18 protein-coding genes are annotated in these 25,486 nt (G+C 70.3%); 9 read left to right on the forward strand and 9 right to left on the reverse strand.

Going from position 1 to position 25,486, the window contains the following annotated elements; translation table 11 throughout:
• Positions 1 to 46 precede the first annotated feature (46 nt).
• Positions 47 to 1,867, reverse strand: coding sequence for a site-2 protease family protein (locus OG562_RS07350; protein WP_266395022.1), 1,821 nt, complete (start codon positions 1,865 to 1,867; stop codon positions 47 to 49).
• A 188-nt stretch (positions 1,868 to 2,055) separates the two neighbouring features.
• Between OG562_RS07350 and OG562_RS07355 the strand changes: the two genes are divergently transcribed.
• Together OG562_RS07355 and OG562_RS07360 are read left to right on the forward strand one after the other, a co-directional pair.
• Positions 2,056 to 3,021: a RecB family exonuclease gene (locus OG562_RS07355; protein WP_266395025.1), complete on the forward strand. Its 966-nt coding sequence runs from the start codon at positions 2,056 to 2,058 to the stop codon at positions 3,019 to 3,021.
• 14 nt (positions 3,022 to 3,035) lie between these two features.
• Positions 3,036 to 3,707 (forward strand): response regulator transcription factor, encoded by a 672-nt coding sequence (locus OG562_RS07360; RefSeq protein WP_020141342.1) that lies wholly within the window; start codon positions 3,036 to 3,038, stop codon positions 3,705 to 3,707.
• A 183-nt stretch (positions 3,708 to 3,890) separates the two neighbouring features.
• On the opposite strand, the gene OG562_RS07365 is transcribed toward OG562_RS07360, so the two are convergent.
• From OG562_RS07365 to metH, 4 genes are all read right to left on the reverse strand, one after another.
• Positions 3,891 to 5,468: an ABC transporter substrate-binding protein gene (locus OG562_RS07365; protein WP_266395028.1), complete on the reverse strand. Its 1,578-nt coding sequence runs from the start codon at positions 5,466 to 5,468 to the stop codon at positions 3,891 to 3,893.
• Between the two features lie 69 nt (positions 5,469 to 5,537).
• On the reverse strand, positions 5,538 to 7,145 hold the full coding sequence (locus OG562_RS07370; RefSeq protein WP_266395030.1) for an ABC transporter substrate-binding protein: 1,608 nt from the start codon (positions 7,143 to 7,145) through the stop codon (positions 5,538 to 5,540).
• A 560-nt stretch (positions 7,146 to 7,705) separates the two neighbouring features.
• The gene (locus tag OG562_RS07375; protein WP_266395033.1) at positions 7,706 to 8,401 is read right to left on the reverse strand and encodes an HAD family phosphatase; all 696 of its coding nucleotides are present in this window, start codon (positions 8,399 to 8,401) and stop codon (positions 7,706 to 7,708) included.
• Positions 8,402 to 8,610: 209 nt separating this feature from the next.
• On the reverse strand, positions 8,611 to 12,129 hold the full coding sequence (gene metH / locus OG562_RS07380) for a methionine synthase (RefSeq protein WP_266395036.1): 3,519 nt from the start codon (positions 12,127 to 12,129) through the stop codon (positions 8,611 to 8,613).
• A 307-nt stretch (positions 12,130 to 12,436) separates the two neighbouring features.
• Here metH and OG562_RS07385 point away from each other — a divergent pair, with 307 nt between their 5' ends.
• The 4 genes from OG562_RS07385 (at position 12,437) to OG562_RS07400 (ending at position 17,749) form a co-directional block, all read left to right on the forward strand.
• On the forward strand, positions 12,437 to 13,201 hold the full coding sequence (locus tag OG562_RS07385) for an IclR family transcriptional regulator (protein WP_266395038.1): 765 nt from the start codon (positions 12,437 to 12,439) through the stop codon (positions 13,199 to 13,201).
• A gap of 436 nt (positions 13,202 to 13,637) precedes the next feature.
• The gene (locus tag OG562_RS07390) at positions 13,638 to 14,432 is read left to right on the forward strand and encodes an MIP/aquaporin family protein (protein ID WP_266395041.1); all 795 of its coding nucleotides are present in this window, start codon (positions 13,638 to 13,640) and stop codon (positions 14,430 to 14,432) included.
• Positions 14,433 to 14,584: 152 nt separating this feature from the next.
• A complete protein-coding gene (gene glpK / locus OG562_RS07395; RefSeq protein ID WP_266395042.1) occupies positions 14,585 to 16,123 on the forward strand; it encodes a glycerol kinase GlpK in 1,539 nt (512 codons plus the stop codon).
• 9 nt (positions 16,124 to 16,132) lie between these two features.
• The gene (locus OG562_RS07400; protein ID WP_266395044.1) at positions 16,133 to 17,749 is read left to right on the forward strand and encodes a glycerol-3-phosphate dehydrogenase/oxidase; all 1,617 of its coding nucleotides are present in this window, start codon (positions 16,133 to 16,135) and stop codon (positions 17,747 to 17,749) included.
• 71 nt (positions 17,750 to 17,820) lie between these two features.
• On the opposite strand, the gene mtnK is transcribed toward OG562_RS07400, so the two are convergent.
• From mtnK to OG562_RS07420, 4 genes are all read right to left on the reverse strand, one after another.
• Positions 17,821 to 18,993, reverse strand: coding sequence for an S-methyl-5-thioribose kinase (gene mtnK, locus OG562_RS07405; RefSeq protein WP_266395046.1), 1,173 nt, complete (start codon positions 18,991 to 18,993; stop codon positions 17,821 to 17,823).
• A gap of 15 nt (positions 18,994 to 19,008) precedes the next feature.
• A complete protein-coding gene (locus tag OG562_RS07410; protein WP_266395049.1) occupies positions 19,009 to 20,055 on the reverse strand; it encodes an ABC transporter permease in 1,047 nt (348 codons plus the stop codon).
• Between the two features lie 73 nt (positions 20,056 to 20,128).
• A complete protein-coding gene (locus tag OG562_RS07415) occupies positions 20,129 to 21,688 on the reverse strand; it encodes a sugar ABC transporter ATP-binding protein (protein ID WP_266395051.1) in 1,560 nt (519 codons plus the stop codon).
• Positions 21,675 to 22,772, reverse strand: coding sequence for a substrate-binding domain-containing protein (locus OG562_RS07420; protein ID WP_266395053.1), 1,098 nt, complete (start codon positions 22,770 to 22,772; stop codon positions 21,675 to 21,677). The genes OG562_RS07415 and OG562_RS07420 overlap by 14 nt, the downstream gene beginning before the upstream one ends.
• A gap of 626 nt (positions 22,773 to 23,398) precedes the next feature.
• Here OG562_RS07420 and OG562_RS07425 point away from each other — a divergent pair.
• The 3 genes from OG562_RS07425 (at position 23,399) to mtnB (ending at position 25,388) form a co-directional block, all read left to right on the forward strand.
• Positions 23,399 to 23,998 carry an acireductone dioxygenase gene (locus OG562_RS07425; protein WP_266395055.1) on the forward strand — a complete coding sequence of 200 codons (600 nt, stop codon included), beginning with the start codon at positions 23,399 to 23,401 and terminating at the stop codon, positions 23,996 to 23,998.
• 77 nt (positions 23,999 to 24,075) lie between these two features.
• Positions 24,076 to 24,783: an acireductone synthase gene (mtnC, locus tag OG562_RS07430; RefSeq protein WP_266409088.1), complete on the forward strand. Its 708-nt coding sequence runs from the start codon at positions 24,076 to 24,078 to the stop codon at positions 24,781 to 24,783.
• Positions 24,780 to 25,388 (forward strand): methylthioribulose 1-phosphate dehydratase, encoded by a 609-nt coding sequence (gene mtnB / locus OG562_RS07435; RefSeq protein ID WP_266395056.1) that lies wholly within the window; start codon positions 24,780 to 24,782, stop codon positions 25,386 to 25,388. The genes mtnC and mtnB overlap by 4 nt, the downstream gene beginning before the upstream one ends.
• Positions 25,389 to 25,486: the final 98 nt, after the last annotated feature.

A 25,486-nucleotide genomic window follows, 5' to 3' on the forward strand; every position in this document is an offset into this window, starting at 1 on the left:
CTACCGGCGATTGCGCGGGCCGCCGACCACTGCTTCGGGGGGCTTGTCAGTTGGGGCGGGCCATGGCCTTGACGAAGGCGCGTTCGACGTCGGCGGCGGACAGGACGCCGTAGATCTCGCCGGTCTCCTCGACGACGAGGTATTCGGTGGCGGGGGTGGCGCGCAGGACGTCGAGGAGGTCCTCGCCGGCGAGTTCGGCGGAGACGCGCATGCCGTCGGTGAGGTCCTGGGCGAGGCCGCTGACGGCGACCCAGGGGCGGCGGTGTTCGGGTACGCCGACGATGGCGGCCTCGCGGACGAGGGAGAGGGGTTCGCCGTGGGCGTCGACGACGACGAGTGCGCGGGCGCCGGCGTCGTTGGCGCGGCGCAGGGCCTCGGAGAGGGGGGTGTTGGTCTCGACGGGGACGGCGCGGCGGGTGAGGGTGCGGGCGCGCAGGTCGGGGAGGTGTTCGCGCAGGCGGGCCATGCGCAGGCTGTTGCCGGCGCCGGTCCAGATGATCGCGGCGAGGATGGCGGCGAGCAGGGCGTCGGTGACGGTGTCCATGCCGACGCTGTCCTCGGCGGTGGAGCCGAGGGCGCCGGTCTGGGTGAGGAGCGGGAGGCCGACGAGGACGGAGACGGCGAGGGCGCGGCCGACCCAGGCGGCGGCGATGGTGCCGCTCATGGGCTTGCCGGTGATCTTCCAGACGACGGCGCGGAGCATGCGGCCGCCGTCGAGGGGGAGGCCGGGCAGGAGGTTGAAGATCGCCACGATGAGGTTGGAGATCATCAGGCCGGCCAGCAGGACGCCGGGGACGGTGCCGGGCTCGACGGGCTGCATGGCGAGGTAGAAGACGCCGGCGAGGGCGAGGGAGAGCAGGGGGCCGACGAAGGCCAGCCAGAACTCGCGGCCGGGGGTCTCGGCTTCCTTCTCGATCTCGGAGACGCCGCCGAAGAACTGGAGCTGGATGCGGCGGACCGGGAGTTTGAAGCGGAGGGCCGCGATGGTGTGGGCCAGTTCGTGGATGAGGACGGAGGCGTAGAAGGCGACCGCGAAGAAGAGGGCGACGAGGTAGCGGGCGAATCCGAGGTCGGGGAGCACGCGGTCGAGCTGTCCGCCGAAGACCCAGGTGATCAGCGCGGCGACGAGGAACCAGCTGGGGGCCACGTAGACGGGCACGCCGAAGGGCCGTCCCATCAGCAGCCCGCCCCGGGGCTGCTCCGGGGGGCGCTGGGGCGGGGGGCCCTTGGTGAGGGCGGGGGTGCGGGCGGTCGGCTCCCCCGTGGGGGCGGGAGGGGGCTCCTGGTGCGTCGCGGGGGCGGCAGCGGGAGAGGGGTCCGGCTCGGTCGCCGAGGCGGGGATGGGGGTGGGCTCGGTGCCCGACGCGGGTTCCGGTCCGGTCTCGGGCATAGCGGAGGGTTCCGAACCGGTTTCCGGTGGAGAGGCGGGTTCCGGGTCGGTCGCGGAGGCGGAGACGGACTCCGGGCCGGTCGCGGGCGCGGTCTCCGCGCCGGTCTCCGGCCTGGAGGCGGGTCGCGGCTCGGTTGCCGACGAGGGCGTGGGCTCCGGCTCGGTCGCCGATGCCACCTTGGGCTCGTTCGCCGACGCGGGCGTGGGCTCGGGCTCGGGCTCGGCGCCCGACGCGGGTTCCGCACCGGTCTCCGGCGTGGAAGCGGGTTCCGGCTTGGCTGCCGGGGGCTCGGGGGTGGGGTGTTCGGTCGGTTTCGGGGTCGGCGTGGGGTTGGGGGTGTCGGGCCGCTCCCCCGGCTGTGTGCCGGGGCCCGGGGGCTGCGCGGGTGCGGTGGCCTGGGGCGCAGGTGTCAGGGGGTGCTCGGCCGACTCTTCGTTGTCCGGCCGCGGCCGCCCGCTCCCGCCGCTTTCCACCACGGTGTCCCCTCGATCGAAGCGTCTTCCGCTCCTGGCGGGCGGAAGGGTCTGGGACCGATGGTATGCGGCTGTCGTGACGCGTTCCGCCCCGGCACCCCCTGTGTTTGCGCGGCCGTCGCCGGGGTTCGGGAGGCGACCGCGGGGCGCGACTGGGTGACTGTCAGTGGTGGGCCGTATGGTCTGTGGTCATGGAGAGCAGCAGCGAGGATGTCGCGCGGGCGGGCGACGGCGGTGGGGTGGCGGCCGAGCCGACCGCGGGGGTACGGGAGAGGGCGGCGGTCGTGGCCACGGCGCCGGCCTCGCTGTCGCCGTCGCGCGCCGGTGACTTCATGCAGTGCCCGCTGCTGTACCGGTTCCGGGTGATCGACCGGCTGCCGGAGAAGCCGAGTCCGGCGGCGACGAAGGGGACGCTGGTGCACGCGGTGCTCGAGCGGTTGTTCGACGCGCCGGCGGCCGAGCGGACCGCGGCGGGGGCCAAGTCGTTGATCCCGGGTCAGTGGGACCGGTTGCGCGAGTCGAGGCCCGAGGTGGTGGAGCTGTTCGCGGACGATCCGGAGGGCGAGCGGCTGGCGGGCTGGCTGTCGGAGGCGGAGCGGCTGGTGGAGCGCTGGTTCACGCTGGAGGATCCGACGCGGCTGGAGCCGGCCGAGCGGGAGCTGTTCGTCGAGGCGGAGCTGGATTCGGGTCTGCGGCTGCGCGGGATCATCGACCGGGTGGACGTGGCGCCCACCGGTGAGGTGCGGATCGTCGACTACAAGACGGGGAAGGCGCCCCGGCCGGAGTATGCCGAGAGCGCGCTGTTCCAGATGAAGTTCTACGCCCTGGTCGTCTGGCGGCTGAAGAACGTGGTGCCGCGGCGGCTGCAGCTGGTGTATCTGGGCAGCGGCGACGTGCTGACGTACGACCCGGTGCTCGCCGATCTGGAGCGGGTGGAGCGCAAGCTGCTCGCGTTGTGGGAGGCGATCCGGCTGGCGACGGAGACGGGTGAGTGGCGGCCGCGGCCGACGAAGCTGTGCGGCTGGTGCGACCACCAGGCGCACTGCCCGGAGTTCGGCGGCACTCCCCCGCCGTATCCGCTGCCGGTGCAGGGAGAGCCGCCGGTGAGGGCGGCCGAGTCCGAGGGCGGGGAGCAGGGCAGAATGGGGCCGGACTAGCGAAGGAGACTCACGTGGCCATCCGCGTCCTATTGGTCGACGACCAGCCGCTGCTGCGCACCGGCTTCCGGATGATCCTGGAGGCCGAGCAGGACATCGCGGTCGTCGGCGAGGCCGGAGACGGGCTTCAGGCCCTCGACCAGGTACGGGCGTTGCAGCCCGATGTGGTTCTGATGGACATCCGTATGCCCCGGATGGACGGCGTGGAGGCGACTCGGCAGATCACCGGGCCTGGTCGGGACGGGCCGGCGAAGGTGCTGGTGCTGACCACCTTCGACCTCGACGAGTACGTCGTGGAGGCGCTGCGGGCGGGGGCGAGCGGGTTCCTGTTGAAGGACGCGCCCGCCAACGAGCTGGTGCAGGCGATCCGGGTGGTGGCGGCCGGCGAGGCGATGCTGGCGCCGAGCATCACGCGGCGGCTGCTCGACAAGTACGCCACGCATCTGCCGTCGGGCGACGAGCCGGTGCCGGACACCCTGCACACGCTGACCGATCGTGAGGTGGAGGTGCTGAAGCTGGTGGCGCGGGGGCTGTCGAACGCGGAGATCGCGGCCGACCTGTTCGTCAGCGAGACCACCGTGAAGACGCATGTCGGGCATGTGTTGACCAAGTTGGGGCTGCGGGATCGGGTGCAGGCCGCGGTGTACGCGTACGAGAGCGGGTTGGTGCGTCCCGGCGCGCAGTAGGCCTGCGCAGTAGGCCTACGTCCCGTCCGGACGGGACGCAGTCGGCCGGACGGGACGCAGTCGGCCGGACGGGACGCAGGACAGGACGCAGGACGACAGAAGGGCGCCTCCTCATCGGGGGCGCCCTTCTGTCGTGCCGTCTGGCCTGTGTGGTGTGTGTCGGGGTCAGCTCTTCTCGAGGGGTCAGCTCTTGCTGAGTTCCCAGAAGCGGAAGACCGTGGAGGCGTCGAGGCAGTTCTCCAGGCCGTAGACGTTCTCGCCGACGACCGCGTACTGCTTGGCCTGCCAGACCGGGATGACGGGCAGCTGTTCGGCGACGAGGTCCTGGATCCGGCCGTAGTCCGCGTCGGTGGCGGCGCGGTCGCTCTGGGCGGCGGTGCGCGGGATCAGGGTGTCGGTGATCGTGCTGTTGGTGTAGCGGTTGTCCAGGACGTTGCCGGCGCCGAAGAAGGGGGCGGTGAAGTTGTCGGCGTCCGGGTAGTCGGGCACCCAGCCCTTGACGTAGACGCCGTACTTGCCGTCGGCGATGTCCTTCTCGTACTGGCTGTAGGCGACGGACTTGACGTCGGCGTCGAACAGGCCGCTGGCGTTGAGCTGGCCTGCGATGGCCTTGAGTTCCTGGTCGGTGGCGGGGCCGTAGCGGGACGGGGTGGACCAGAGGGTGAGCTTCACCTTGCCGGTGATGCCGTCGTCCTGGAGTGCGGCGGCGGCCTTGGCCGGGGAGGGGCGGGCGCCGTAGCGGTCGAAGAAGGCGGTGTTGTGGCCCGCGATGCCGGCCGGGATGATCGAGTACAGGGGGTCGGCGGTGCCCTGGTAGACGCCTTCGGCGAGGGCTTCGCGGTCGAGGAGATAGGCGATGGCCTGGCGTACGCCGAGCTTGCCGGCGACCGGGTCGTCCATGTTGAAGACCAGGTGCTGGACCTCGGCGCTGCTGCCCTCGACGACCTCGGCGCCCGAGTCGGTGCTCTGCTCGATGTCGGAGATGTCGGTGGCGGTGAGGCCTCGGTAGGCGATGTCGATCTCGTGGTCGAGGACGGCCTGCTTGAGGGCCTTCTGGTCGCCGCTGAAGAACTTCAGGGTGACGCCGTTGTTCTGGACGTCGGCGGTGCCCCGGTAGTTCTCGTTGACGGAGAAGACGGCTTCGTCGTCGCCGAAGGAGTCCAGCTTGTAGGGGCCGGAGCCGATGGCGCCGCCGTCCTCGCACAGACCGTCGGCGTCGTACTCCTTGTGGTCGACGATGGAGCCGGCGCCCGACGCGATCTTGCTGGGGAAGGTGGCGTCGGGGACCTTCAGCTTGAAGACGACGGTCTTGTCGTCGGGCGTCTCGACCTTGTCGAGCATGGGGAACATGATCGCGGGGCCGGCGTCGTCGTCGATCTTCAGCATGCGGTCGAAGGAGAACTTGACGTCCTCGGAGGTGAGGGCGTCACCGTTGCTGAACTTCAGGCCGTCCTTCAGGGTGCACTCGTAGACCTGGGTGTCGGCGTCGGTGAAGGAGCAGTCCTTCGCCGCGTCCGGCTCGGGTTCCGTGGCGCCCTTGGGGAAGCTGAGCAGTGACTGGAACACGTTGTTGAACAACAGCCAGGAGCCGGGGTCGTAGCCGGACGCCGGGTCCGTGGCCAGGACGTCGTCGGACATTCCCAGGACCACGGAGGAGCCGTCGCCTCCGGAGCCCCCGCTCTGGGTGCCGCAGCCGGTCAACAGGCCGGAGGCCAGCCCCGCCACGATCGGCAGGACTGGCCACTGGTTGCGCAGGTTCACGAAATGCCTTGTCGTCGTTTCTCGTCACACCGGGGCCGCCGTCCCGGGCCCCGGACCTTCAGGGGTGCGTCAGTTGCTCGCGCCGCGGCCGAGCTCCCACAGCTGAAGGGTGGCGGAGGAGTTCAGCACGTACGCGGTGCCGGTGATCTCGTTGTTGGCGGCGACGTACTGCTTGCCCTGCCACAGGGGCAGGATCGGGACGTCATCGGCGACGATGTCCTGGATCTCCGTGAGGCTCTGGCCGGCGGTGACCCGGTCGGCCTCGCGGCGGGACTCGGGGATCAGCTTGTCGATGATGTCGCTGTTCGCGTACGGGGACTTGAGGAAGTTGTCCTTGTCGAGGAACGGTGCGACGAAGTTGTCGGCGTCGGGGAAGTCGGGGAACCAGCCCATGCCGTAGACGGCGTACTCGCCCTTGCGCTCGGCGGGGACGAACGTCTCCCAGGGGGCGCCCTTGATGGTGACGTCGAACAGGCCGCTGTCGTCGAGCTGCTTCTTCAGCACCTCGAACTCCTGCTTCGTGGCCGGGCCGTAGTGGTCGGTCGTGTAGTTCAGCGTCAGCTTCACCGGCGTGGTGATGTTGGCGGCGGTCAGCAGGGCCTTGGCCTTGGTGACGCTGGGGTCGCCGTAGGTGTTGAAGAAGGAGTTGGAGTGGCCGGTGATGGAGGCCGGGACCAGCGAGTAGAGGGGCTCGGCCTGGGAGCCGTAGACCTCGGAGACGAGTCCGTCGCGGTCGATGACCTGGGCCATCGCCTGGCGCACGGCCTTCGACTTCACCGCGGGGGCGGTGGTGTTGAAGGCGAGGTAGCGGATCTCGAGGCCGGCGAGCTCGACCAGGTCGGTGTCGCTGGAGCCGGTTGCGTCGGAGAGCTTCTGGATCTGCTCCGGGGACATGCTGCGGGTCATGAGGTCGATGTCGCCCTTGTCGAGGGCTTTGCCCATCGCGTCGGCGTCGTCGTAGGAGACCATGTCGACCTCGTCGTTGTTCACCTTGAGCGTCCCCTTGTAGTTGGGGTTCTTGGTGAACACGGCCTTGGTCATGTCGTCGCCGTCGGTGTCGGCCTTCAGGGTGTACGGGCCGGAGCCGTCGACCGCGAAGCCCTCGCGCAGCTTGTCCTTCTCGTAGTCGTCGGGGTTGACGATGCCGGCGACGGGGGTCGACAGCTTGAACGGGAAGGTGGCGTCCGCGGTCTTGAGGTGGAAGATGACTTCGTTGTCACCCTGCGTCTCGACGGTGTCGATGGTCGACAGCAGGGCGAACACGCCGGAGTCGGACTTGATCGCGCGGGCGCGGTCGATGGAGAACTTCACGTCCTCGGCGGTGATGGCGTCGCCGTTGGAGAACTTCAGACCGTCGCGGAGCTTGCAGGCGTAGCGCTCGTTGCCGCTGTCGGTGAAGCTGCAGCTCTTGGCCGCCTCCGGGACGGGGTCGCCCTCGCCCTTGGGCTGGATCATCAGGGTCTGCACGGTCTGGCGCAGGATGTTCCAGGTGCCGACGTCGTAGGCGTAGGCCGGGTCGAGCGGCGCCGGGGCGTCCTTGGTGGCGGTGAACCGGTCGGTGGTGCCCACGACGATGGCGTCGCCGCCGCCGCTCCCGCTGTCGGCCCCGCCGCAGGCGGCGAGTACGGGCGCGAGCAGACCGACCACGGCCGGCAGCACCAAAGTCTTGCGGTTCATGCTCGAGTTTCTCCAGAGCTGTCAGGTCCGTGTATCCGGCATGCAGGGGTGTCGCGGCGGATCACGGGGTGAGGTCGATGTTCTCGCGTCGAGATTAGTCCGCACCAGCACGAGGGTTCGCGGCCACCGGAGTTGAATCCTCATCACGCAGCGAAACCGGCTGTGGACGCACTGAACAAGCGTCAGCGGAAGGATTCGTGCAGCAGTCCATCAATCGGGACACAAAGGAACGTCCGAACCCCTGGATTCAAGGGTTACGGCACACGGAAGGACCCCTGTCGACCCCTTGTGACGTGGGGAACATCACAAGGCCGACCATGCTCGCAGGGAACGGAATTCGGCCGTCGGTGAAGATCGGAATTCCACTGCGCGTACACCCGCCGAATTTCTCTTGTTATCGGCGGTGCACGCTGGGTGACCCCTATCGCATTTCCGTCATCGACCGATCACAGTTGATCGCCGTCGCGATCATCGGAGCGCGTTCCGTACGTGATGTTCAACGATGTGTTCATGACTGATGTTCAGGACCTGATGTTCTTACGTGAGGTCAGTACGTGAGGTCAGTACGTGATCAGCCCGCGCAGAAATGTCAGGTCGACCTGTTCCAGCGAGGGCACGACGGTGCGTCGGGCGGCCGGGGAGATCGGCGCCACGGAGGGCACGGCCACGACGTGGCAGCCGGCCGCCTCCGCCGAGGCGACCCCGGTCGCGGTGTCCTCGATGACGGCGCATCTGGCCGGCTCCGCGCCGAGTCCGGCGGCCGCGAGCAGATAGGGGTCGGGGTGGGGCTTGGTGCGCGGGACCTCGTCGCCGGCCACGGTCAGGGTGAAGTGCTGGGCGCCGAGCGAGGCCAGGACGCGGTCGATGATGCGCCGGTGCGAGGCGGAGACGAGGGCCGTGGGGACCTGGTGCTCGGCCAGCTCGGCGAGCAGCCGGGCGGCTCCCGGCATCAGGGGCAGGGCGCGGGTGATGCGGTCCTCGAAGCCGTCGTTGAGCAGGACGGCGAGTTCGGGGAAGGTGATGTCGGCTCCGGTCGCCTCGATGAGGAACCCGGCACTGCGGCTCATCGGGCCGCCGACCACGACATGGCGCCAGGAGTCGTCGAGGGTGTGGCCGAGGCCGGCGAAGATCTCGACCTCGACGTCCCACCAGAAGCCCTCGGTGTCCACCAGGGTGCCGTCCATGTCGAGGAGCACGGCCTGCAGGGCCGAGCCTTGGGCCGTGCGGGTCACTGGCGCGGGAACCGTGCTGGTCATCCACGTACCTCCTGGGGGGGACGAGCAGGCCGGTTCCCGCGCGGGGAACCGGCCTGCAGTGGACCGACCAGTGTACGACCTATCGGATCAGTGTGCTCAGTGGGACGCGTCGCACCATGCGAGTGGGACGCGTCGCACCGCACGGAGTGGCCCGCGTCGCACCGCGCGGCGCGGGCGGGCACGGGGCTCGCCGTGGACGCGCCGTGCGCTCACCGTGCGTTGAAGTACTTCGCCTCGGGGTGGTGGATGACGATCGCGTCGGTGGACTGCTCGGGGTGCAGCTGGAACTCCTCGGAGAGGTGCACCCCGATCCGCTCGGGCTGGAGCAGGTCGGCGATCTTGGCGCGGTCCTCCAGGTTGGGGCAGGCGCCGTAGCCGAGGGAGAAGCGGGCGCCGCGGTACTTGAGGGCGAACATGTCCTCGACGTCGGCGGGGTCCTCGCCGGCGAAGCCGAGTTCGGACCGTACGCGCGCGTGCCAGTACTCGGCGAGCGCCTCGGCCAGCTGCACGGACAGGCCGTGCAGTTCGAGGTAGTCGCGGTAGGAGTTGGACTCGAAGAGCTTGGCGGTCTCCTCGCCGATGCGGGAGCCCATGGTGACGACCTGGAGGCCCACGACGTCCCGCTCCCCCGACTCCTCCGGGCGGAAGAAGTCGGCCAGGCACAGGCGGCGGCCGCGGCGCTGGCGGGGGAAGGTGAAGCGGGTGCGTTCGTTGCCCTGCTCGTCCAGGATGATCAGGTCGTCGTCCTTGGACACGCAGGGGAAGTAGCCGTAGACGACGGCCGCTTCGAGGAGGTTGTCGGTCTGGAGCTTGTCCAGCAGGCCGCGCAGCCGGGGCCGGCCCTCGGTCTCGACGAGTTCCTCGTACGTCGGTCCCTCACCGGTGCGGGCCTGCTTCAGGCCCCACTGGCCCTTGAAGAGGGCGCCCTCGTCCAGCCAGGAGGCGTACTCCTTGAGCTGGATGCCCTTGATGACGCGGGTGCCGTCGAACGGGGGCTTGGGGACGGGGTTGTCGACGGCGACGTCGGAGCGGACGTGCCCCTCCTCGGGGTGCTCCTCGACCTCGACGGCCGCGGCGCCCGCCCGGACCCGGCGCTGCTTCAGCTCGGGCAGCTTCGCGCCGGGCACGCCCCGCTTGACGCCGATGAGGGCGTCCATGAGGCGCAGGCCCTCGAAGGCGTCGCGGGCGTAGCGGACCTCGCCCTCGTAGATCTCGTGCAGGTCCTGCTCGACGTAGGCGCGGGTGAGGGCGGCGCCGCCGAGGATGACCGGGTAGTCGGCGGCCAGGCCGCGCTGGTTGAGCTCCTGGAGGTTCTCCTTCATGATCACCGTGGACTTGACCAGGAGCCCGGACATGCCGATGACGTCGGCCCGGTGTTCGGCGGCGGCGTCCAGGATCGCGGAGACCGGCTGCTTGATGCCGAGGTTGACGACGTTGTAGCCGTTGTTGGACAGGATGATGTCGACGAGGTTCTTGCCGATGTCGTGGACGTCGCCGCGGACGGTGGCCAGGACGATGGTGCCCTTGCCGTCGGCGTCGGTCTTCTCCATGTGCGGTTCGAGGTAGGCGACCGCGGTCTTCATGACCTCGGCGGACTGCAGGACGAACGGCAGCTGCATCTGGCCGGAGCCGAACAGTTCGCCGACGACCTTCATGCCGTCCAGGAGGGTCTCGTTGACGATGTCGAGGGCGGGGCGGGACTGCAGCGCCTCGGCGAGGTCGGACTCCAGTCCGTTCTTCTCGCCGTCGATGATGCGGCGCTTGAGGCGCTCGTCCAGCGGCAGCGCGGCCAGTTCCTCGGCCTTGCCGGCCTTGAGGGACTTCGTGGTGGCGCCCTCGAAGAGCTGCATGAGCTTCTGGAGGGGGTCGTAGCCCTCGGCGCGCCGGTCGTAGACCAGGTCGAGGGCGGTCTTGACCTGTTCGTCGTCGAAGCGGGCGATCGGCAGGATCTTCGACGCGTGCACGATCGCGGAGTCGAGGCCCGCCTTGACGCACTCGTCGAGGAAGACCGAGTTCAGGAGGATGCGGGCGGCCGGGTTGAGGCCGAAGGAGATGTTCGACAGGCCCAGGGTCGTCTGCACGTCCGGGTGACGGCGCTTGAGTTCGCGGATCGCCTCGATGGTGGCGATGCCGTCGCCCCGGGACTCCTCCTGGCCGGTGCAGATGGTGAAGGTCAGGGTGTCGATGAGGATGTCCGACTCGAGGATGCCCCAGTTCGTCGTCAGGTCCTCGATGAGCCGTTCGGCGATGGCGACCTTGGTCTCGACGGTGCGGGCCTGGCCCTCCTCGTCGATGGTCAGCGCGATCAGCGCGGCGCCGTGCTCCTGGGCGAGGCGGGTGACCTTCGCGAACCGGGACTCCGGGCCGTCGCCGTCCTCGTAGTTGACGGAGTTGATGACGGCCCGGCCGCCGAGCTTCTCCAGTCCGGCGCGCAGGACCTCGACCTCGGTGGAGTCGAGGACGATGGGCAGCGTGGAGGCGGTGGCGAAGCGTCCGGCCAGCTCCTCCATGTCGGCGACGCCGTCACGGCCGACGTAGTCGACGCACAGGTCCAGCATGTGGGCGCCCTCGCGGATCTGGTCGCGGGCCATCTCCACGCAGTCGTCCCAGCGGCCGTCCAGCATGGCCTCGCGGAACTTCTTCGAGCCGTTGGCGTTGGTCCGCTCGCCGATCGCCATGTACGCGGTGTCCTGGCGGAACGGGACGGTCTGGTAGAGGGAGGCGGCGCCGGGCTCGGGCTGGGGGTGGCGCTCGACGGGCGTGGCCCCGTGGACCCGCTGCACGAGCTGTCGCAGATGCTCGGGCGTCGTGCCGCAACAGCCGCCGATCAGGTTCAGCCCGTAGTCGCGTACGAAGGTCTCCTGCGCGTCGGCCAGGCCCTCGGGGTCGAGCGGGAAGTGCGCGCCGTCCCTGGTGAGGATCGGCAGGCCGGCGTTCGGCATGCACAGCAGCGGGGTGCGGGAGTGGCGGGCGAGGTAGCGCAGGTGCTCGCTCATCTCGGCCGGGCCGGTCGAGCAGTTCAGGCCGATCATGTCGATGCCGAGGGGTTCCAGCGCGGTCAGCGCGGCGCCGATCTCGGAGCCCAGCAGCATGGTGCCGGTCGTCTCGAACGCCATGGAGACGAGCAGCGGCACGTCGGCGCCGGTCGCCTCCATCGCGCGGCGGGCGCCGAGGATCGACGACTTCGTCTGCAGGAGGTCCTGGGTGGTCTCCACGATCAGGGCGTCCGCGCCGCCGGCGAGCAGGCCCTCGGCGTTCGCCTGGAAGCCGTCGCGCAGGGTGCCGTAGCCGATGTGGCCGAGGGTCGGCAGCTTCGTGCCGGGGCCGATGGAGCCGAGCACCCAGCGCTGGCGGCCGTCACGGGCGCCGAACTCGTCGGCCGTCTCGCGGGCGATGCGGGCGCCCGACTCGGAGAGTTCGTACACGCGTTCGGCGATGTCGTACTCGGCCATGGCGGAGTGGTTTGCGCCGAACGTGTTCGTCTCGACGCAGTCGACGCCCGCGGCGAAGTACTCCTCGTGCACGGAGCGCACGATGTCGGGCCGGGTGATGTTGAGGATCTCGTTGCAGCCCTCGAGGTTCTCGAAGTCCTCCAGGGTGGGCTCCTGGGCCTGGAGCATGGTGCCCATCGCTCCGTCGGCCACCACCACCCGGGTGGCCAGGGCCTCTCGGAGCGCGGACACACGGGTCCGGCTGTCGGCGGAAGGGGTCGGCGGCACAGAGGCCATGAAAGGGCTCCCTCGGATGCGACGGCTGTCGGCTTTGCGTCACTCCCAGGATGCGTGCGGGACGACTTCCCGGGGAGTGCGCACGCCGTCAGGGTAGCCGGGACGGGGGACTTATGGTCAGGGGCGTCCACGGGACGGACGAGGACGGCGGCGCGAACGGCCGGGTGACTCCGCGGGGACGGATGGCGTAACACATATCGACCGACCATTAGCGGGAGGTCGACATGGACCGGTAGTGTTCGACATTGCCGAACGGCGGCAGGGAATGCCGCGCGTGGACGGTTGAGGGGACGGAGGCAGGACGGCGATGGCACGGAACATCCAGTCGCTGGAACGTGCGGCCGCGATGCTGCGGCTGCTCGGGGGCGGCGAGCGTCGGCTGGGACTGTCGGACATCGCCTCGTCGCTGGGCCTGGCCAAGGGCACCGCGCACGGCATCCTGCGCACCCTCCAGCAGGAGGGCTTCGTCGAACAGGACGACGCCTCCGGGCGTTACCAGCTGGGCGCGGAGCTGCTGCGGCTGGGCACCACCTATCTCGATGTGCACGAGCTGCGGGCACGCGCCCTGGTGTGGACGGACGACCTGGCCCGTTCCAGCGGCGAGAGCGTCCATCTGGGGGTGCTGCACCAGCACGGCGTGCTGATCGTGCACCACGTCTTCCGGCCCGACGACAGCCGGCAGGTGCTGGAGATCGGCGCCATGCAGCCGCTGCACTCCACGGCCCTGGGCAAGGTGCTGTCGGCGTACGACCCGGTCGCGCACAGCGAGGCGCTGGAGGCCGACCGCAAGCCGTTCACGGACCGCACGGTGTGCGAGCTCGCGGACTTCGAGCACATCCTCGACGTCACGCGCGCGCGTGGGTACGCGGCGGACGTCGAGGAGACCTGGGAGGGCGTGGCCTCCATCGCCGCGCCCATCCACGACCGGCGGCGCATGCCCGTGGGCGCGGTCGGCATCACCGGCGCCGTGGAACGGCTGGGCCGGGACGGCGAGCTGCGCCCCGAGCTGATCGCGGCGGTGCGGGACTGCGCCCGCGCGGTCTCCCGCGACCTGGGCGCCGGACGGTTCTGAGCAGCAGGCCGGCTCCGGGCAGCAGGCCGGCTCCGGGCAGCAGGCCGGCTCCGGGCCCCAGGCCCTCCTGAGCAGCCGCTCCCCCCTGAGAAGTAGGTAAGAAGCGCACCGGGACGTCGTACGGCGTTCCGGCCCTTCGCCATGCCCGAAAACGGGCGAACAGCCCCCAAAGAGGGCGAGAGTGGGCGCACCGCCCGAAGATCGATAACTCGCAGCGAACAATAACGATCGCGTTTTCGAGAACCGAACTCTTGACGCACACGTAACACCGGGGCAAGACTCCCGTCCATCGGTCGGCATTGTCGAACACCTACCGGCAATACGCGCTAGAGTGTGACAACGCCAAAGGCCGGCATCGCTCTCACCCCCGAGGGCGCTCGAACCCCCGGTGGGACCGGGGTTCGGCTTCCCTGGACGAAGGACAAAGGAGTCGCGGGTGTCCAGCTCCGACATCTTCATCGGCGAGACCATCGGTACCGCCATACTCATCCTGCTCGGCGGCGGCGTCTGCGCCGCTGTCACGCTGAAGGCCTCCAAGGCCCGTAACGCCGGCTGGCTCGCCATCACCTTCGGGTGGGGCTTCGCGGTACTCACGGCGGTCTACACCTCGGCGCCTCTCTCCGGCGCCCATCTGAACCCGGCCGTGACCCTCGCACTCGCGATCAAGGACGGCGACTGGAGCAACGTCCCGGTGTACTGGGCCGGTCAGCTCCTCGGCGCCGCGATCGGCGCGTCCCTGGTCTGGGTGGCCTACTACGGCCAGTTCCAGGCGCACCTCACCGACAAGGAGATCGTCGGCGGTCCGGGCGCGCAGGCCACGAAGACCAAGGCCGTCGAGGCCCAGGAGCAGGGCGCGGGCCCCGTTCTGGGCATCTTCTCCACCGGCCCGGAGATCCGGGTCGTCTGGCAGAACCTCGCCACGGAGATCATCGGCACCGTCGTACTGGTGCTCGCCGTCCTCACGCAGGGACTGAACGACAAGGGCAACGGCCTGGGCAACCTGGGCGCCCTGATCACCGCGCTCGTGGTCGTCTCGATCGGTCTCTCCCTCGGCGGCCCGACCGGCTACGCGATCAACCCGGCCCGTGACCTCGGTCCGCGCATCGTGCACGCCCTCCTGCCCCTGCCCAACAAGGGCGGCTCCGACTGGAGCTACGCCTGGATCCCGGTGGTCGGTCCGCTGATCGGCGGCGCGATCGCTGCAGGCATCTACAACGTCGCCTTTGCTTAAGAGCACGTAGAGCATGAAGGCCATGGAAACCGCGAGCACCGCGAGAACCACGCGATCCACGAGGAACCTCGGCCTTCATCGCGCTTGACCAGCACCGCGCCGTACAGACAGTCGTGACAGCCCCCTTATCCACGGAACCCCAGGAGCACACAGTGACCGACGCGCACACCGCCGGCCCCTTCATCGCCGCCATCGACCAGGGCACCACGTCCTCGCGCTGCATCGTCTTCGACCGGGACGGCCGGATCGTCTCCGTCGACCAGAAGGAGCACGAGCAGATCTTCCCGAAGCCGGGCTGGGTCGAGCACGACGCCAACGAGATCTGGACCAACGTCCAGGAAGTCGTCGCCGGAGCCATCGAGAAGGCCGGCATCACCCGCGACGACATCAAGGCCATCGGCATCACCAACCAGCGTGAGACCACGCTGCTGTGGGACAAGAACACCGGTGAGCCCGTCCACAACGCCATCGTCTGGCAGGACACCCGCACCGACGCCCTCTGCCGCGAGCTCGGCCGCAACGTCGGCCAGGACCGCTTCCGCCGCGAGACCGGCCTGCCGCTGGCCTCGTACTTCGCCGGCCCCAAGGCCCGCTGGCTGCTCGACAACGTCGAGGGGCTGCGCGAGCGCGCCGAGGCGGGCGACATCCTCTTCGGCACCATGGACACCTGGGTCATCTGGAACCTGACGGGCGGCGTCGACGGCGGCAAGCACTACACCGACGTCACCAACGCCTCCCGCACCATGCTGATGAACCTGCACACCCTGGAGTGGGACGAGAAGATCGCCGAGTCCATCGGCGTCCCGCTGAACGTGCTCCCCGAGATCCGCTCCTCCGCCGAGGTCTACGGCGAGGTCACCGGCGGCCGCCTCGGCGAGCTGCTCGGCGGCATCCCGGTCGCCTCGGCGCTCGGCGACCAGCAGGCGGCCCTGTTCGGCCAGACCTGTTTCGCGGAGGGCGAGGCCAAGTCGACGTACGGCACCGGCACGTTCATGCTGATGAACACCGGCGAGAAGATCATCAACTCGTACTCGGGCCTGCTGACCACGGTCGGCTACCGCATCGGCGACGCCGCTCCGGTCTACGCCCTCGAGGGCTCGATCGCCGTCACCGGTTCGCTGGTGCAGTGGATGCGCGACCAGATGGGCCTGATCTCCACCGCCGCCGAGATCGAGACGCTCGCGCTCTCGGTCGAGGACAACGGCGGCGCCTACTTCGTGCCGGCCTTCTCCGGTCTGTTCGCCCCGTACTGGCGCTCCGACGCCCGCGGTGTGATCGCCGGCCTCACCCGGTACGTCACCAAGGCGCACCTCGCGCGCGCCGTCCTGGAGGCCACGGCCTGGCAGACCCGTGAGATCACCGACGCCATGACGAAGGACTCCGGCGTCGAGCTCGCGGCCCTCAAGGTCGACGGCGGCATGACCTCCAACAACCTGCTGATGCAGACCCTCTCGGACTTCCTGGACGCCCCCGTGGTGCGCCCGATGGTCGCCGAGACCACCTGCCTCGGCGCCGCCTACGCCGCCGGTCTCGCCGTCGGCTTCTGGACCAGCACCGACGACCTGCGCGCCAACTGGCGTCGGGCCGCCGAGTGGACCCCCCGCATGGACGCGGAGACCCGCGACCGTGAGTACAAGAGCTGGCTCAAGGCCGTCGAGCGGACCATGGGCTGGCTCGAGGACGAGGAGTAAGAACCCCACATGACCAGTCAGTCCACCCTGCAGTCCGTGCCTGCCCTCGGAAGCCACCCGGCCTCCGGCTCCAACCCGAGCCGCGCCGAGACCCGGGAGCAGCTCTCCAAGGCGTCGTACGACCTCCTCGTCATCGGCGGCGGCATCCTGGGCATCTCCACCGCCTGGCACGCCGCGCAGTCCGGCCTCAGGGTGGCCCTGGTCGACGCCGGCGACTTCGCCGGCGCCACCTCCTCCGCCTCCTCCAAGCTGCTCCACGGCGGTCTGCGCTACCTGCAGACCGGCGCGGTGAAGCTGGTGGCGGAGAACCACTTCGAGCGCCGTGCGGTGTCTCGCCAGGTGGCCCCCCACCTGGCGAACCCGCTCACGTTCTACCTCCCCGTGTACAAGGGCGGGCCGCACGGCGCGGCGAAGCTCGGGGCGGGCGTGTTCGCCTACTCCGCGCTGTCGGCGTTCGGCGACGGCGTCGGTCATCTGCTGTCCCCGGCGAAGGCCGCGCAGGACGTGCCCGAGCTGCGCACCGACAACCTCAAGGCCGTGGCCGTGTACGGCGACGACCAGATGAACGACGCGCGCATGGCGCTGATGACGGTCCGTGCGGCCGTCGAGGCGGGCGCGGTCGTCCTCAACCACGCCGAGGTCTCCGGCCTGCGCTTCACCAAGGGCCGGGTGACGGGCGCCGAACTGCGCGACCGGCTCTCCGGCGACGAGTTCGGCGTGAGCGCCCGTCTGGTGCTGAACGCGACCGGCCCCTGGGTCGACCACCTGCGCAAGATGGAGGACCCGAACGCTGCGCCGTCCATCCGCCTCTCCAAGGGCGCGCACCTGGTCCTGAAGCGGACCGCGCCCTGGAAGGCCGCGCTGGCGACCCCGATCGACAAGTACCGGATCACCTTCGCCCTCCCATGGGAGGACATGCTGCTGCTCGGCACGACCGACGAGGAGTTCGAGGGCGACCCGGCGGACGTCGCGGTCAACGAGAAGGACATAGCGCAGATCCTGGACGAGGCCGCGTTCTCGATCCGGGACCAGCAGCTGTCCCGTGACCTGATCACGTACTCCTTCGCGGGTCTGCGGGTGCTGCCGGGCAGTCCCGGCGACACCGCGAAGGCCAAGCGCGAGACCGTGGTCACGGAAGGCCGTGGCGGCATGCTGTCCGTCGCGGGCGGCAAGTGGACGACCTTCCGCCACATCGGCCGTACGGTGATGCAGAAGCTGGAGGCGCTGCCGGGCCACCCGCTGGGCGACGACTTCGAGCCGATCTCCTCGCTGCCGAAGAAGCTGCCGCTGCCCGGCGTCGCCAACCCGCGCGCGGTCGCCCACCGGCTGCTCGTCGACAACCCGGCGCCCGGCCCGCGCATGGCGGCCGACACCGCCAGGCACCTGGCCACCCACTACGGCTCGCTGGCCTTCGACATCGCCCGCCTGGCCAACGACGACCCGGAGCTGCGCGAGCGCGTCCACCCCGACGCCCCCGAGATCTGGGCGCAGGTCGTCTACGCCCGCGACAACGAGTGGGCCGAGACGGCGGACGACGTCCTGCGCCGCCGCACCACCCTGACGATCCGCGGCCTGGCCACGGACGAGGTCCGGGGCAAGGTGCAGGACCTGCTCGACAAGAAGTAGCCGGCGAGAAGCAGTCCGTACGACGCGAAAGGGGCGGCTCCCACCACGGGAGCCGCCCCTTTCGCCTGGCCTCAGTCGAGCGAGTCCACGACCGCCCGTACGGCGTCGACGTCCGTCAACTCCTCGCGGCGTACGATCAGTTCGCGCCCCAGGAGCAGTGCGCGCCGGGAGGCCGGGACCGGGTCGGGGAGGGTCGTCAGGTCGGTCAGGTGGGCGAAGCCGATGATGCGGCGGACGATCTCGGCGCCGGCGTAGCCGACGGAGTCGGTCCGGACGCGGCGCAGGAAGCGGTCGAGGTAGGCGTCGTCGAAGAAGGCGTCGACGCGGGTCGGCCACAGCCGGCGGAACTCGGCCTCGAACGCCTCCCAGGAGAGGCGGAGCTGGTCGGCGTGGTCGGACAGGGCGCCCAGCGCGCGGGCCCGTTCCTCGGAGACCAGCGCGTTGGCCCAGTACAGGCCGAGGTCGTAGCCGATGGGGCCGACGAAGGAGAACTCGGGGTCGAAGACCCGGACGACGGGGGCGCCTTCGCGGTCGCCGACCATGACGCTGCCGGTGTGCAGGTCGCCGTGGAGGAGGGCCTGGGCGCTGGTCATGAAGGTGTGGCGGAGGTCGGCGACCTCGGTGCGCAGGCGGGTGTCGGCGCGGAAGGCGGACGCCAGGTCGTCCAGCCCGGGGTGCCAGTGGTTGTGCTCGTGCTCGATGTAGGGCTCGGAGAGGACGACGTCCTCGGTGATCTTGCAGAGCTCGGGGCTGACGGAGGCCGCGATCAGGGCCTTGCGTTCGGCGGACGGCATCCCGAAGTCGCTGGTGGCGAAGGCGAACTGGGCGACGAACTCGCCGATGCGGGCCGAGGTGTGCGGGCCGTAGGCCGCGCCCTCGTTGAGCAGTGTGCGCAGGACCTCGAGGTCGGACATGTCCTCCATGACGAGGGCGTAGTTCTCGGGGTCGTAGCCGTGGATCGCCGGGATCTTGTCCGGGGCGACCTTGGCGACCTGCTCGTAGGCGCGGGCCTCGGCGTCGGCGCGGTCGGCGTTCATCGGCCAGGAGGGGCCGGCGACGCGGACCCAGGGCAGGGCCTGCTTGACGGCGAGGCTGCGTGTGCCGTCGGCGCTGGACGCGAGGAACACGCGGTTCATGTTGCCGTCCGACACCTCGCGGACGGCGATGTCCGCCGGGTCCGCCCAGTGTCCCCGCTCGTGCAGGTACGCGGGGATGTCGTCGGTCTCCAGGATGCGGTAGCCCATCGGCTCTGAACTCCCTTATGCGGTGCGGCGCTTGGACAGGGTGAAGCTGAAGACCAGGGCGAGGATCAGCACCGCGCCCTCGACGACGTCCTGGGTGTAGTACGGCAGGCCCTTGATGGTCAGGCCGGTGGTGATGATGCCGATGAGGACCGCGCCGAGGGCGGTGCCCCAGACGTTCGGGCGGCCGCGGCCGAGGACCGACGTGCCCACCAGCGCGACGGCCACCGCCTCCAGGAGCTGGGAGGTTCCGGCGGACACGTCGCCCTGGCCGATGCGGGAGGCCAGGATCAGGCCGCCGACGGAGGCGAGGACGCCGGAGATGACGTAGGCCAGCGCGCGGTAGGCGCCGACGCGGATGCCGGCCAGGCGGGAGGCCTCGGGGTTGGCGCCGATGGCGTACAGGACGCGGCCCCAGCGGGTGCGGGCGAGGAAGACCCAGGCGGCGACGGTGAGTCCGCCGAAGATCAGCACGGAGATCGGGATGCCGAGGACCGTTCCGCGGTCGATCTTCAGAAAGCCGTCGGTGAACTTGCCGGGCGCGGTCGTGCCGTCGGACATCGTCATGCCCGGGGTGATCGACTGGCCGTCGACGAGGATGAGCTTGCCGCCCTGGATGACGAACATGGTGCCGAGGGTGGCGAGCATGTCGGGGATCTTCAGTACGACGATCAGCAGGGCGTTGAGCAGGCCCGCGAGCGCGCCCGCCACCAGGACCGCGAGGATCGCGACCGGGGTGACCTGGTTGTGGACGACCATCGTCTGGGCGGCGACGGAGACGCCGAGGCCGGCGACCGCGCCGACGGACATGTCCATCCCGCCGACGGCCATGGTGAGCGTGACGCCGAGGCCGAGGATGGCGGCGACGGAGACGTACCGCAGGGTGTCGAGGAGGGTCGCCGACTCGCGGAAGGAGCCCTCGCTCAGCGCGAAGTACAGGAACAGCGCGACCGTGACGAAGAGGAAGCCGTACTTGATCACGGCGTTCTGGACGCGCACCGCGGTGGAGGCCGCGGGCGGGATCGCCGCCTTCGTGGGGGCCTCGGTGCTCTGGGTGGTGGTCATGGGGTGCTTCCTTCGGGCGTGCGGCCGGCGGGCGGGCGGCGTCGGACAGACGCCGGGGAGACGCTGGGGAGACCTAGACGGACGCGGAGATGGTCTGGATCACGCGGTCGCGCTCCGCGTCCTCCCCGTACGCGTCGAGGTGGACCTCGCCGGCCGCGAGGACGACGACCCGGTCGGCGATCTCGAGGACCTCGTCGACGTCGGCGGACAGGACCAGGACGGCCGCGCCCTCGGCGGCCAGGGCGCGGGCCCGGCGGCCGATGTCGCGCCGGGCCCCGATGTCCACGCCTCGGAACGGCTCGTCCAGGATGAGGACACGCGGTGTCTCGGCGAGCCAGCGGCCGACGACGACCTTCTGCTGGTTGCCGCCGGACAGCTCCTCTACGGCGCTGTGCTCGTCGCGGGTGACGACGCCGAGCGCGTCGATGGCCTCGCGGCCCAGGGCGTCCTCGCGGGAGCGGCTCACCAGCCCGCCCCAGGACAGGGACTTCAGGAACGGCAGGGAGATGTTCTGCGCCACCGACCAGCCCGGCACGAGGGCGTCGGCGTGCCGGTCCTCGGGGACCAGGTGGACACCGGCCCGGATGGCGTCGGAGGGCCGGCGGGGCGCGTACGCCGCCCCGGCCAGCTCGGCCGTGCCCGTGGCGAACGGCTCGGCGCCGAACAGGCCGCGGGCCAGCTCGGTCTTGCCGGCGCCCAACAGGCCCACCACGCCGGTGACTTCGCCGCCGCGCAGGTCGAGGTCGAGCGGAGCCCGGCCCTCGAAGAGGCGCACCCCGCGCAGGGAGAGGAGGACCTCGCCCTGGTCGCCCTCGCGGACGGGACGGGCGGTCGTCGCCTCCTGGGCCTGGGCGAGCATCGCGCGCAGGGCCGCGTCCCAGTCGAAGGGCCTGGCCTGGTCCTCGGTGAGGAGGCCGTCGCGCAGGACGACGAGCCGGTCGGCGAGCGCGTCGATCTCGCCGAGCCGGTGGGAGACGTAGAGCACGGCGATGCCGTCCTCGCGCATCTTCTCCACGAGCGCGAACAGCCGCTGGGCCTCGGCGGCGGAGAGCGCGGAGGTCGGCTCGTCGAGGACGAGCAGCCGGGGGCGGGTGGCGAGGGCGCGGGCCAGGATCAGCAACTGCCGGTCGGAGATGCCGAGTTCGGTGACGTCCTGCTTCAGGACGGCGTCGGTCCAGTCCAGTCCGAGGCCGGCCTGGATCTCGCGGGCGCGGGCCAGCGTGCCGCGGCCGTTGAGAAACGGGTTTCCGCGCTTTTGCGCCAGCTCCTCGAAGACCAGGTTCTCGGCGACCGTGAGGCCGGGCACGATGCCCTCGCCGATCCGCTGGTGCACCGTCTGGATGCCCAACTGACGTGCGGCCAGGGGGGAGTTGAGAGTGACCGGTGAGCCGTCGACCCGTACCTCTCCCCCGTGGTCGGTGTGGACGCCGGACAGGATCTTGATCAGTGTGGACTTGCCGGCGCCGTTCGCGCCGAGCAGCGCGACCACGCTGCCCGGGGCGATGTCGAGCGTGACGGAGGCGAGGACCGTCTTGCCTCCGAAGGCCATGCTGACGTCGGTCAGGCCGACGGCCGGAGCCGCCCCGACCGCCGGAGCCGCCCCGCCGGGCTCAAGACGCTCAGTGGGCGACATTCGAGATCCAGTCGGCGGTGGAGACCTGCGACAGGTTCAGCGCGGGCAGCGCCTCCCGCAGCTGGTCCATGTTCTCGATCTTCTTCTCGCGCAGGAAGTCCTGGGTGATGGCGACGGCCGGGAACTCCACGGAGGTCTTGTTCAGCTGGCCGGCCAGCTCCAGGGCGGTGGTGCGCACGACGGCCGCGCCGACGGCGGAGGGGTCGGTGCCGGCGGTGGCGACCCAGGGGCTGTCGGCGGCGGTCATCTGCTGGATGTCGGCGTTGGAGACGTCCGCGCCGAAGACCTTCACCTTGTCCTGGAGCTTCTTGTTCTGCACGGCGAGGACGGCGCCCTTGGCGAGCTCGTCGTAGGGGGCGAAGACGCCGGCCACGTCGGAGTGCTGGGTGAGCGCGGCGGACACCAGGGGAACGTTGTCAGTGGCCGTGGAGTCGGTGACCTTGCCGACCTTGAACTCCTGCTTCCAGGCCTCGGAGGTCACCGTGGACTTCCAGACGGTGTCGCGCTTGTCGAGAGCGGCGTAGCCGGCGACGTTGACATAGCCGACCTTGGCGTCCTTGCCGACCTCCTTGGCCATCACGTCGAGGACGGCCTTGGCCATGCTCGCGTCGTCCTGCTCGGTGGAGACGACGCCCTTGGTGGCGGTGTCGACGTCGTAGACGACGACCTTGATGCCCTTCTTCACGGCCTTGTCGATCTCCGGCTGGATCGTCGCCGGGAAGCCGTGGTCGATGATGATCGCCTTCGCGCCGGAGTTGATGGCCGAGGAGAGGTCGGTGGCCTGCTTGGCGTTGTCGGCCTGGGCGTCGTACACGGTCAGGTCGATGCCGAGGGCCTTGGCCTGGGCCTTGGCGCCGTTGCCCCACTGCTCGAAGTAGTCGCCGGCGCCGCTCTGGCGGACCAGGGCCACCTTGACCGCGCCCGCACTGAAGGGGGCGGGCTTCTTGCCGGTGGCGGCGGAGGCCGAGGCGGCGGTGTCGCCGGTGTTCTTGGAGGCGTCGGTCGACTGGGCGCAGCCGGAGAGGACGAGCGCGGAGACGGAGGCCAGCGAGAGCGCGGCGACGGGCAGACGGAGACGGGACATGAGGAGCTCCAGGTGCGAGGCAGTGCGAGGCGAGGCGATGCATTGCGGGCGATGCGAGGCATTGCGGGCGATGCGAAGGGGCGACGAGACAGGGATGGAGGAGCCCGGAGCCGGGGGACGGAAACGTGTCACCGCGCATACGGCGGGGAACGCCCCGGGAAGCGGGGGCGCGTCGGAGCTCCGGGAGGTGTCAGCGACAGCTGGCTGTGGTCGACCGGAGCAAGTCCACGTACAGCCGCCGCACGAGCAGCAGCGTCTTCATACGGAGATCATGGGAACGTTTTCAGCCACCCGTCAAAGGAATGGACATCGTATCTCGAATGATGAGACAACGATTAGGTCACACGCGGTGACCGCGCCGCCGGGAGTTACCATCACAGAACCGGCACCCCGACCCGGCACAGTGAGGCTCCCATGACGACACTCCGCGCGACGGCGATGCGTATGCCCTGCATGCGCCGCTGTACCGGCGCCGCGTGTCGCGGCTGAGCAGCCGTCCGCCGCCGCTCGCGCCATCCGCCTCCCCCTCGCTTCGCCACTCGCTCCACCCCCCGCTCGCCCTGCTCCCGCGTCCGATACTCGTCTCGGTATTCGGACATCCCTTTCAGACTCCTGGAGTTGCTCCCATGACGCTGCTGACGACCTGGCCCGAGTCCGGCCCGGAGACCCTGGTCCGCCGCACCTCCGACCCCGCCGAGATCGCCGCGGCCCTCAAGCCGCTCGGCGTGCGCTACGAGCAGTGGCCGATCCGCGAGGACGTGCCGTTCGACGCCGGCAGCGAGACGGTGTTCGCGGCGTACGGCCCGGAGATCGAGAAGCTGAACGCCGAGGAGGGCTTCACCACCGTCGACGTCCTCGGTCTGCACCCCAGCGACGACCCGGAGTTCCCGGCGAAGGCGAAGGCGGCCCGCGAGAAGTTCCTCCAGGAGCACACGCACGACGACGATGACGAGGTCCGCTTCTTCGTCTCCGGCTCCGGCATCTTCTATCTGCACGTGAACGGCGAGGTGCACGCGGTCTTCTGCGAGAAGGGCGACCTGCTGGGCGTGCCGCGCGGCACCACCCACTGGTTCGACATGGGCACGAACCCGTCGTTCACCGCGATCCGCTTCTTCCACGAGGAGGACGGCTGGATCGGCGCCTTCACCGGCTCCCCCATCGCCGCCCGCTTCCCGGACTACGACACGATCGCGGCCGGCTACGAGGCGGACAGGGCCGCCGCGTGAGCGAGCCGCACCCGACCCTCGGCGCCTCCGACGCCCCCGACGCCCCCGACGCCTTCGACGCCTTCGACGCCTTCGACGTGGACGCCGTGGTGCTCGACATCGAGGGCACCACGAGCGCCACGGGCTTCGTCGTGGACGTGCTGTACCCGTACTCCCGCGCCCGCTTCGCCGAGCTGCTCACCGAGCGGGCCGACGAGCCCGCGGTGGCCCGGGCGATCGCACAGGTGCGGGAGCTGACGGGCGAGGCGGACGCCGACGCGGCCGCCGTCGAGAAGACGCTGAACGCCTGGCTCGACGACGACCGCAAGGCCACCCCGCTCAAGACCCTCCAGGGCGTCGTCTGGGCGGAGGGCTTCGCACGCGGCGACCTCGTCTCGCACTTCTACGACGACGTCGTCCCGGCCCTGCGCGCCTGGCATACGGCGGGCCTCGCGCTGTACGTCTACTCGTCCGGGTCGGTGGCGGCGCAGCGGGCGTGGTTCGCGTCGAGCCCGGAGGGCGATCTGCTGCCGCTGGTCTCGGGGCTGTACGACACGGAGAACGCGGGGCCGAAGCAGGAGCCGGAGTCGTACCGCCGTATCGCGCAGGCCACGGGCATCGCCCCCGACCGGCTGCTCTTCCTCTCCGACCGGCCGGGCGAGCTGGACGCGGCGCGGGCCGCGGGCTGGCGGGCGGTCGGGATCCGGCGGCCCGGGGAGCCGTACTTCGAGCAGGGCGTCGGCGACCACGCGCAGGCGGGGACGTTCGACGAGATCGACATCAGCACTTCCAGGAGCACTTCATGACCGTCGACATCAGCGCACTCGATCTGGAGGAGGCGGGGGCGGTGCTCGCCGCCGAGTCCGCCCGCTTCGCGTCCTTCGGCTGGATGCGCGGCACCTCCGGCAACCTCTCGACGGTGCTCTCCCGTGATCCGCTGCGCCTCGCGGTCACCGCGAGCGGCCATGACAAGGGCGAGCTGACGCCCTCGGACGTGGTGGTCGTGGACGGACAGGGCGCGGCGGTGAGCGACGGCAAACCGTCCGCCGAGGCCGAACTGCACGCGCGCGTGGCCGCGCTGACCGGTGCGGGCGCGGTCGTCCACGTCCACACGGTGGCGTCGGTGGCACTCGGCCACCGGCACCCGGGGGGAATCGTCTTCAAGGACGTGGAGATGCTGAAGGGCGTCGGACAGCCCGCGCACGACGTCGAGGTGACGCTGCCGGTCATCGCCAACAGCCAGGACATGAAGGTCCTCGGGGACCGGCTGGAAGCAGCGCGCAATCCGCAGATGCCCGCCGTGGTGGTCGCGGGGCACGGCCTCTATGTGTGGGGCGCCGATCCGCGTCAGGCCCGCCACCACACCGAAGTCGTGGAGTGGCTGCTGGAGTTGGAGCTGACGCGGCGCTGACGCCGGCGGGCAGTAGAGATGTGGAGCAGTGGAGAAGAGGGGATCCCCGCCCGGGGATCCCCTCTCTGCTTCTTCTCTTCTTCTCTGCTTTTCTCAGC

Source organism: Streptomyces sp. NBC_01275 (assembly GCF_026340655.1).
In the GTDB taxonomy this organism is placed as follows: Bacteria; Actinomycetota; Actinomycetes; order Streptomycetales; family Streptomycetaceae; genus Streptomyces.

Bases quoted from the DNA above. Each gene is read 5' to 3' on its own strand.
- OG562_RS07410 (WP_266395049.1), bottom strand. From the start codon at position 20,055: ATGACCACCACCCAGAGCACCGAGGCCCCCACGAAGGCGGCGATCCCG.
- OG562_RS07400 (WP_266395044.1), top strand. From the start codon at position 16,133: ATGACCAGTCAGTCCACCCTGCAGTCCGTGCCTGCCCTCGGAAGCCAC.
- OG562_RS07415 (WP_266395051.1), bottom strand. From the start codon at position 21,688: ATGTCGCCCACTGAGCGTCTTGAGCCCGGCGGGGCGGCTCCGGCGGTC.
- mtnK (WP_266395046.1), bottom strand. From the start codon at position 18,993: ATGGGCTACCGCATCCTGGAGACCGACGACATCCCCGCGTACCTGCAC.
- OG562_RS07385 (WP_266395038.1), top strand. From the start codon at position 12,437: ATGGCACGGAACATCCAGTCGCTGGAACGTGCGGCCGCGATGCTGCGG.
- OG562_RS07425 (WP_266395055.1), top strand. From the start codon at position 23,399: ATGACGCTGCTGACGACCTGGCCCGAGTCCGGCCCGGAGACCCTGGTC.
- OG562_RS07420 (WP_266395053.1), bottom strand. From the start codon at position 22,772: ATGTCCCGTCTCCGTCTGCCCGTCGCCGCGCTCTCGCTGGCCTCCGTC.
- OG562_RS07370 (WP_266395030.1), bottom strand. From the start codon at position 7,145: ATGAACCGCAAGACTTTGGTGCTGCCGGCCGTGGTCGGTCTGCTCGCG.
- OG562_RS07355 (WP_266395025.1), top strand. From the start codon at position 2,056: ATGGAGAGCAGCAGCGAGGATGTCGCGCGGGCGGGCGACGGCGGTGGG.
- OG562_RS07375 (WP_266395033.1), bottom strand. From the start codon at position 8,401: ATGACCAGCACGGTTCCCGCGCCAGTGACCCGCACGGCCCAAGGCTCG.
- metH (WP_266395036.1), bottom strand. From the start codon at position 12,129: ATGGCCTCTGTGCCGCCGACCCCTTCCGCCGACAGCCGGACCCGTGTG.
- mtnB (WP_266395056.1), top strand. From the start codon at position 24,780: ATGACCGTCGACATCAGCGCACTCGATCTGGAGGAGGCGGGGGCGGTG.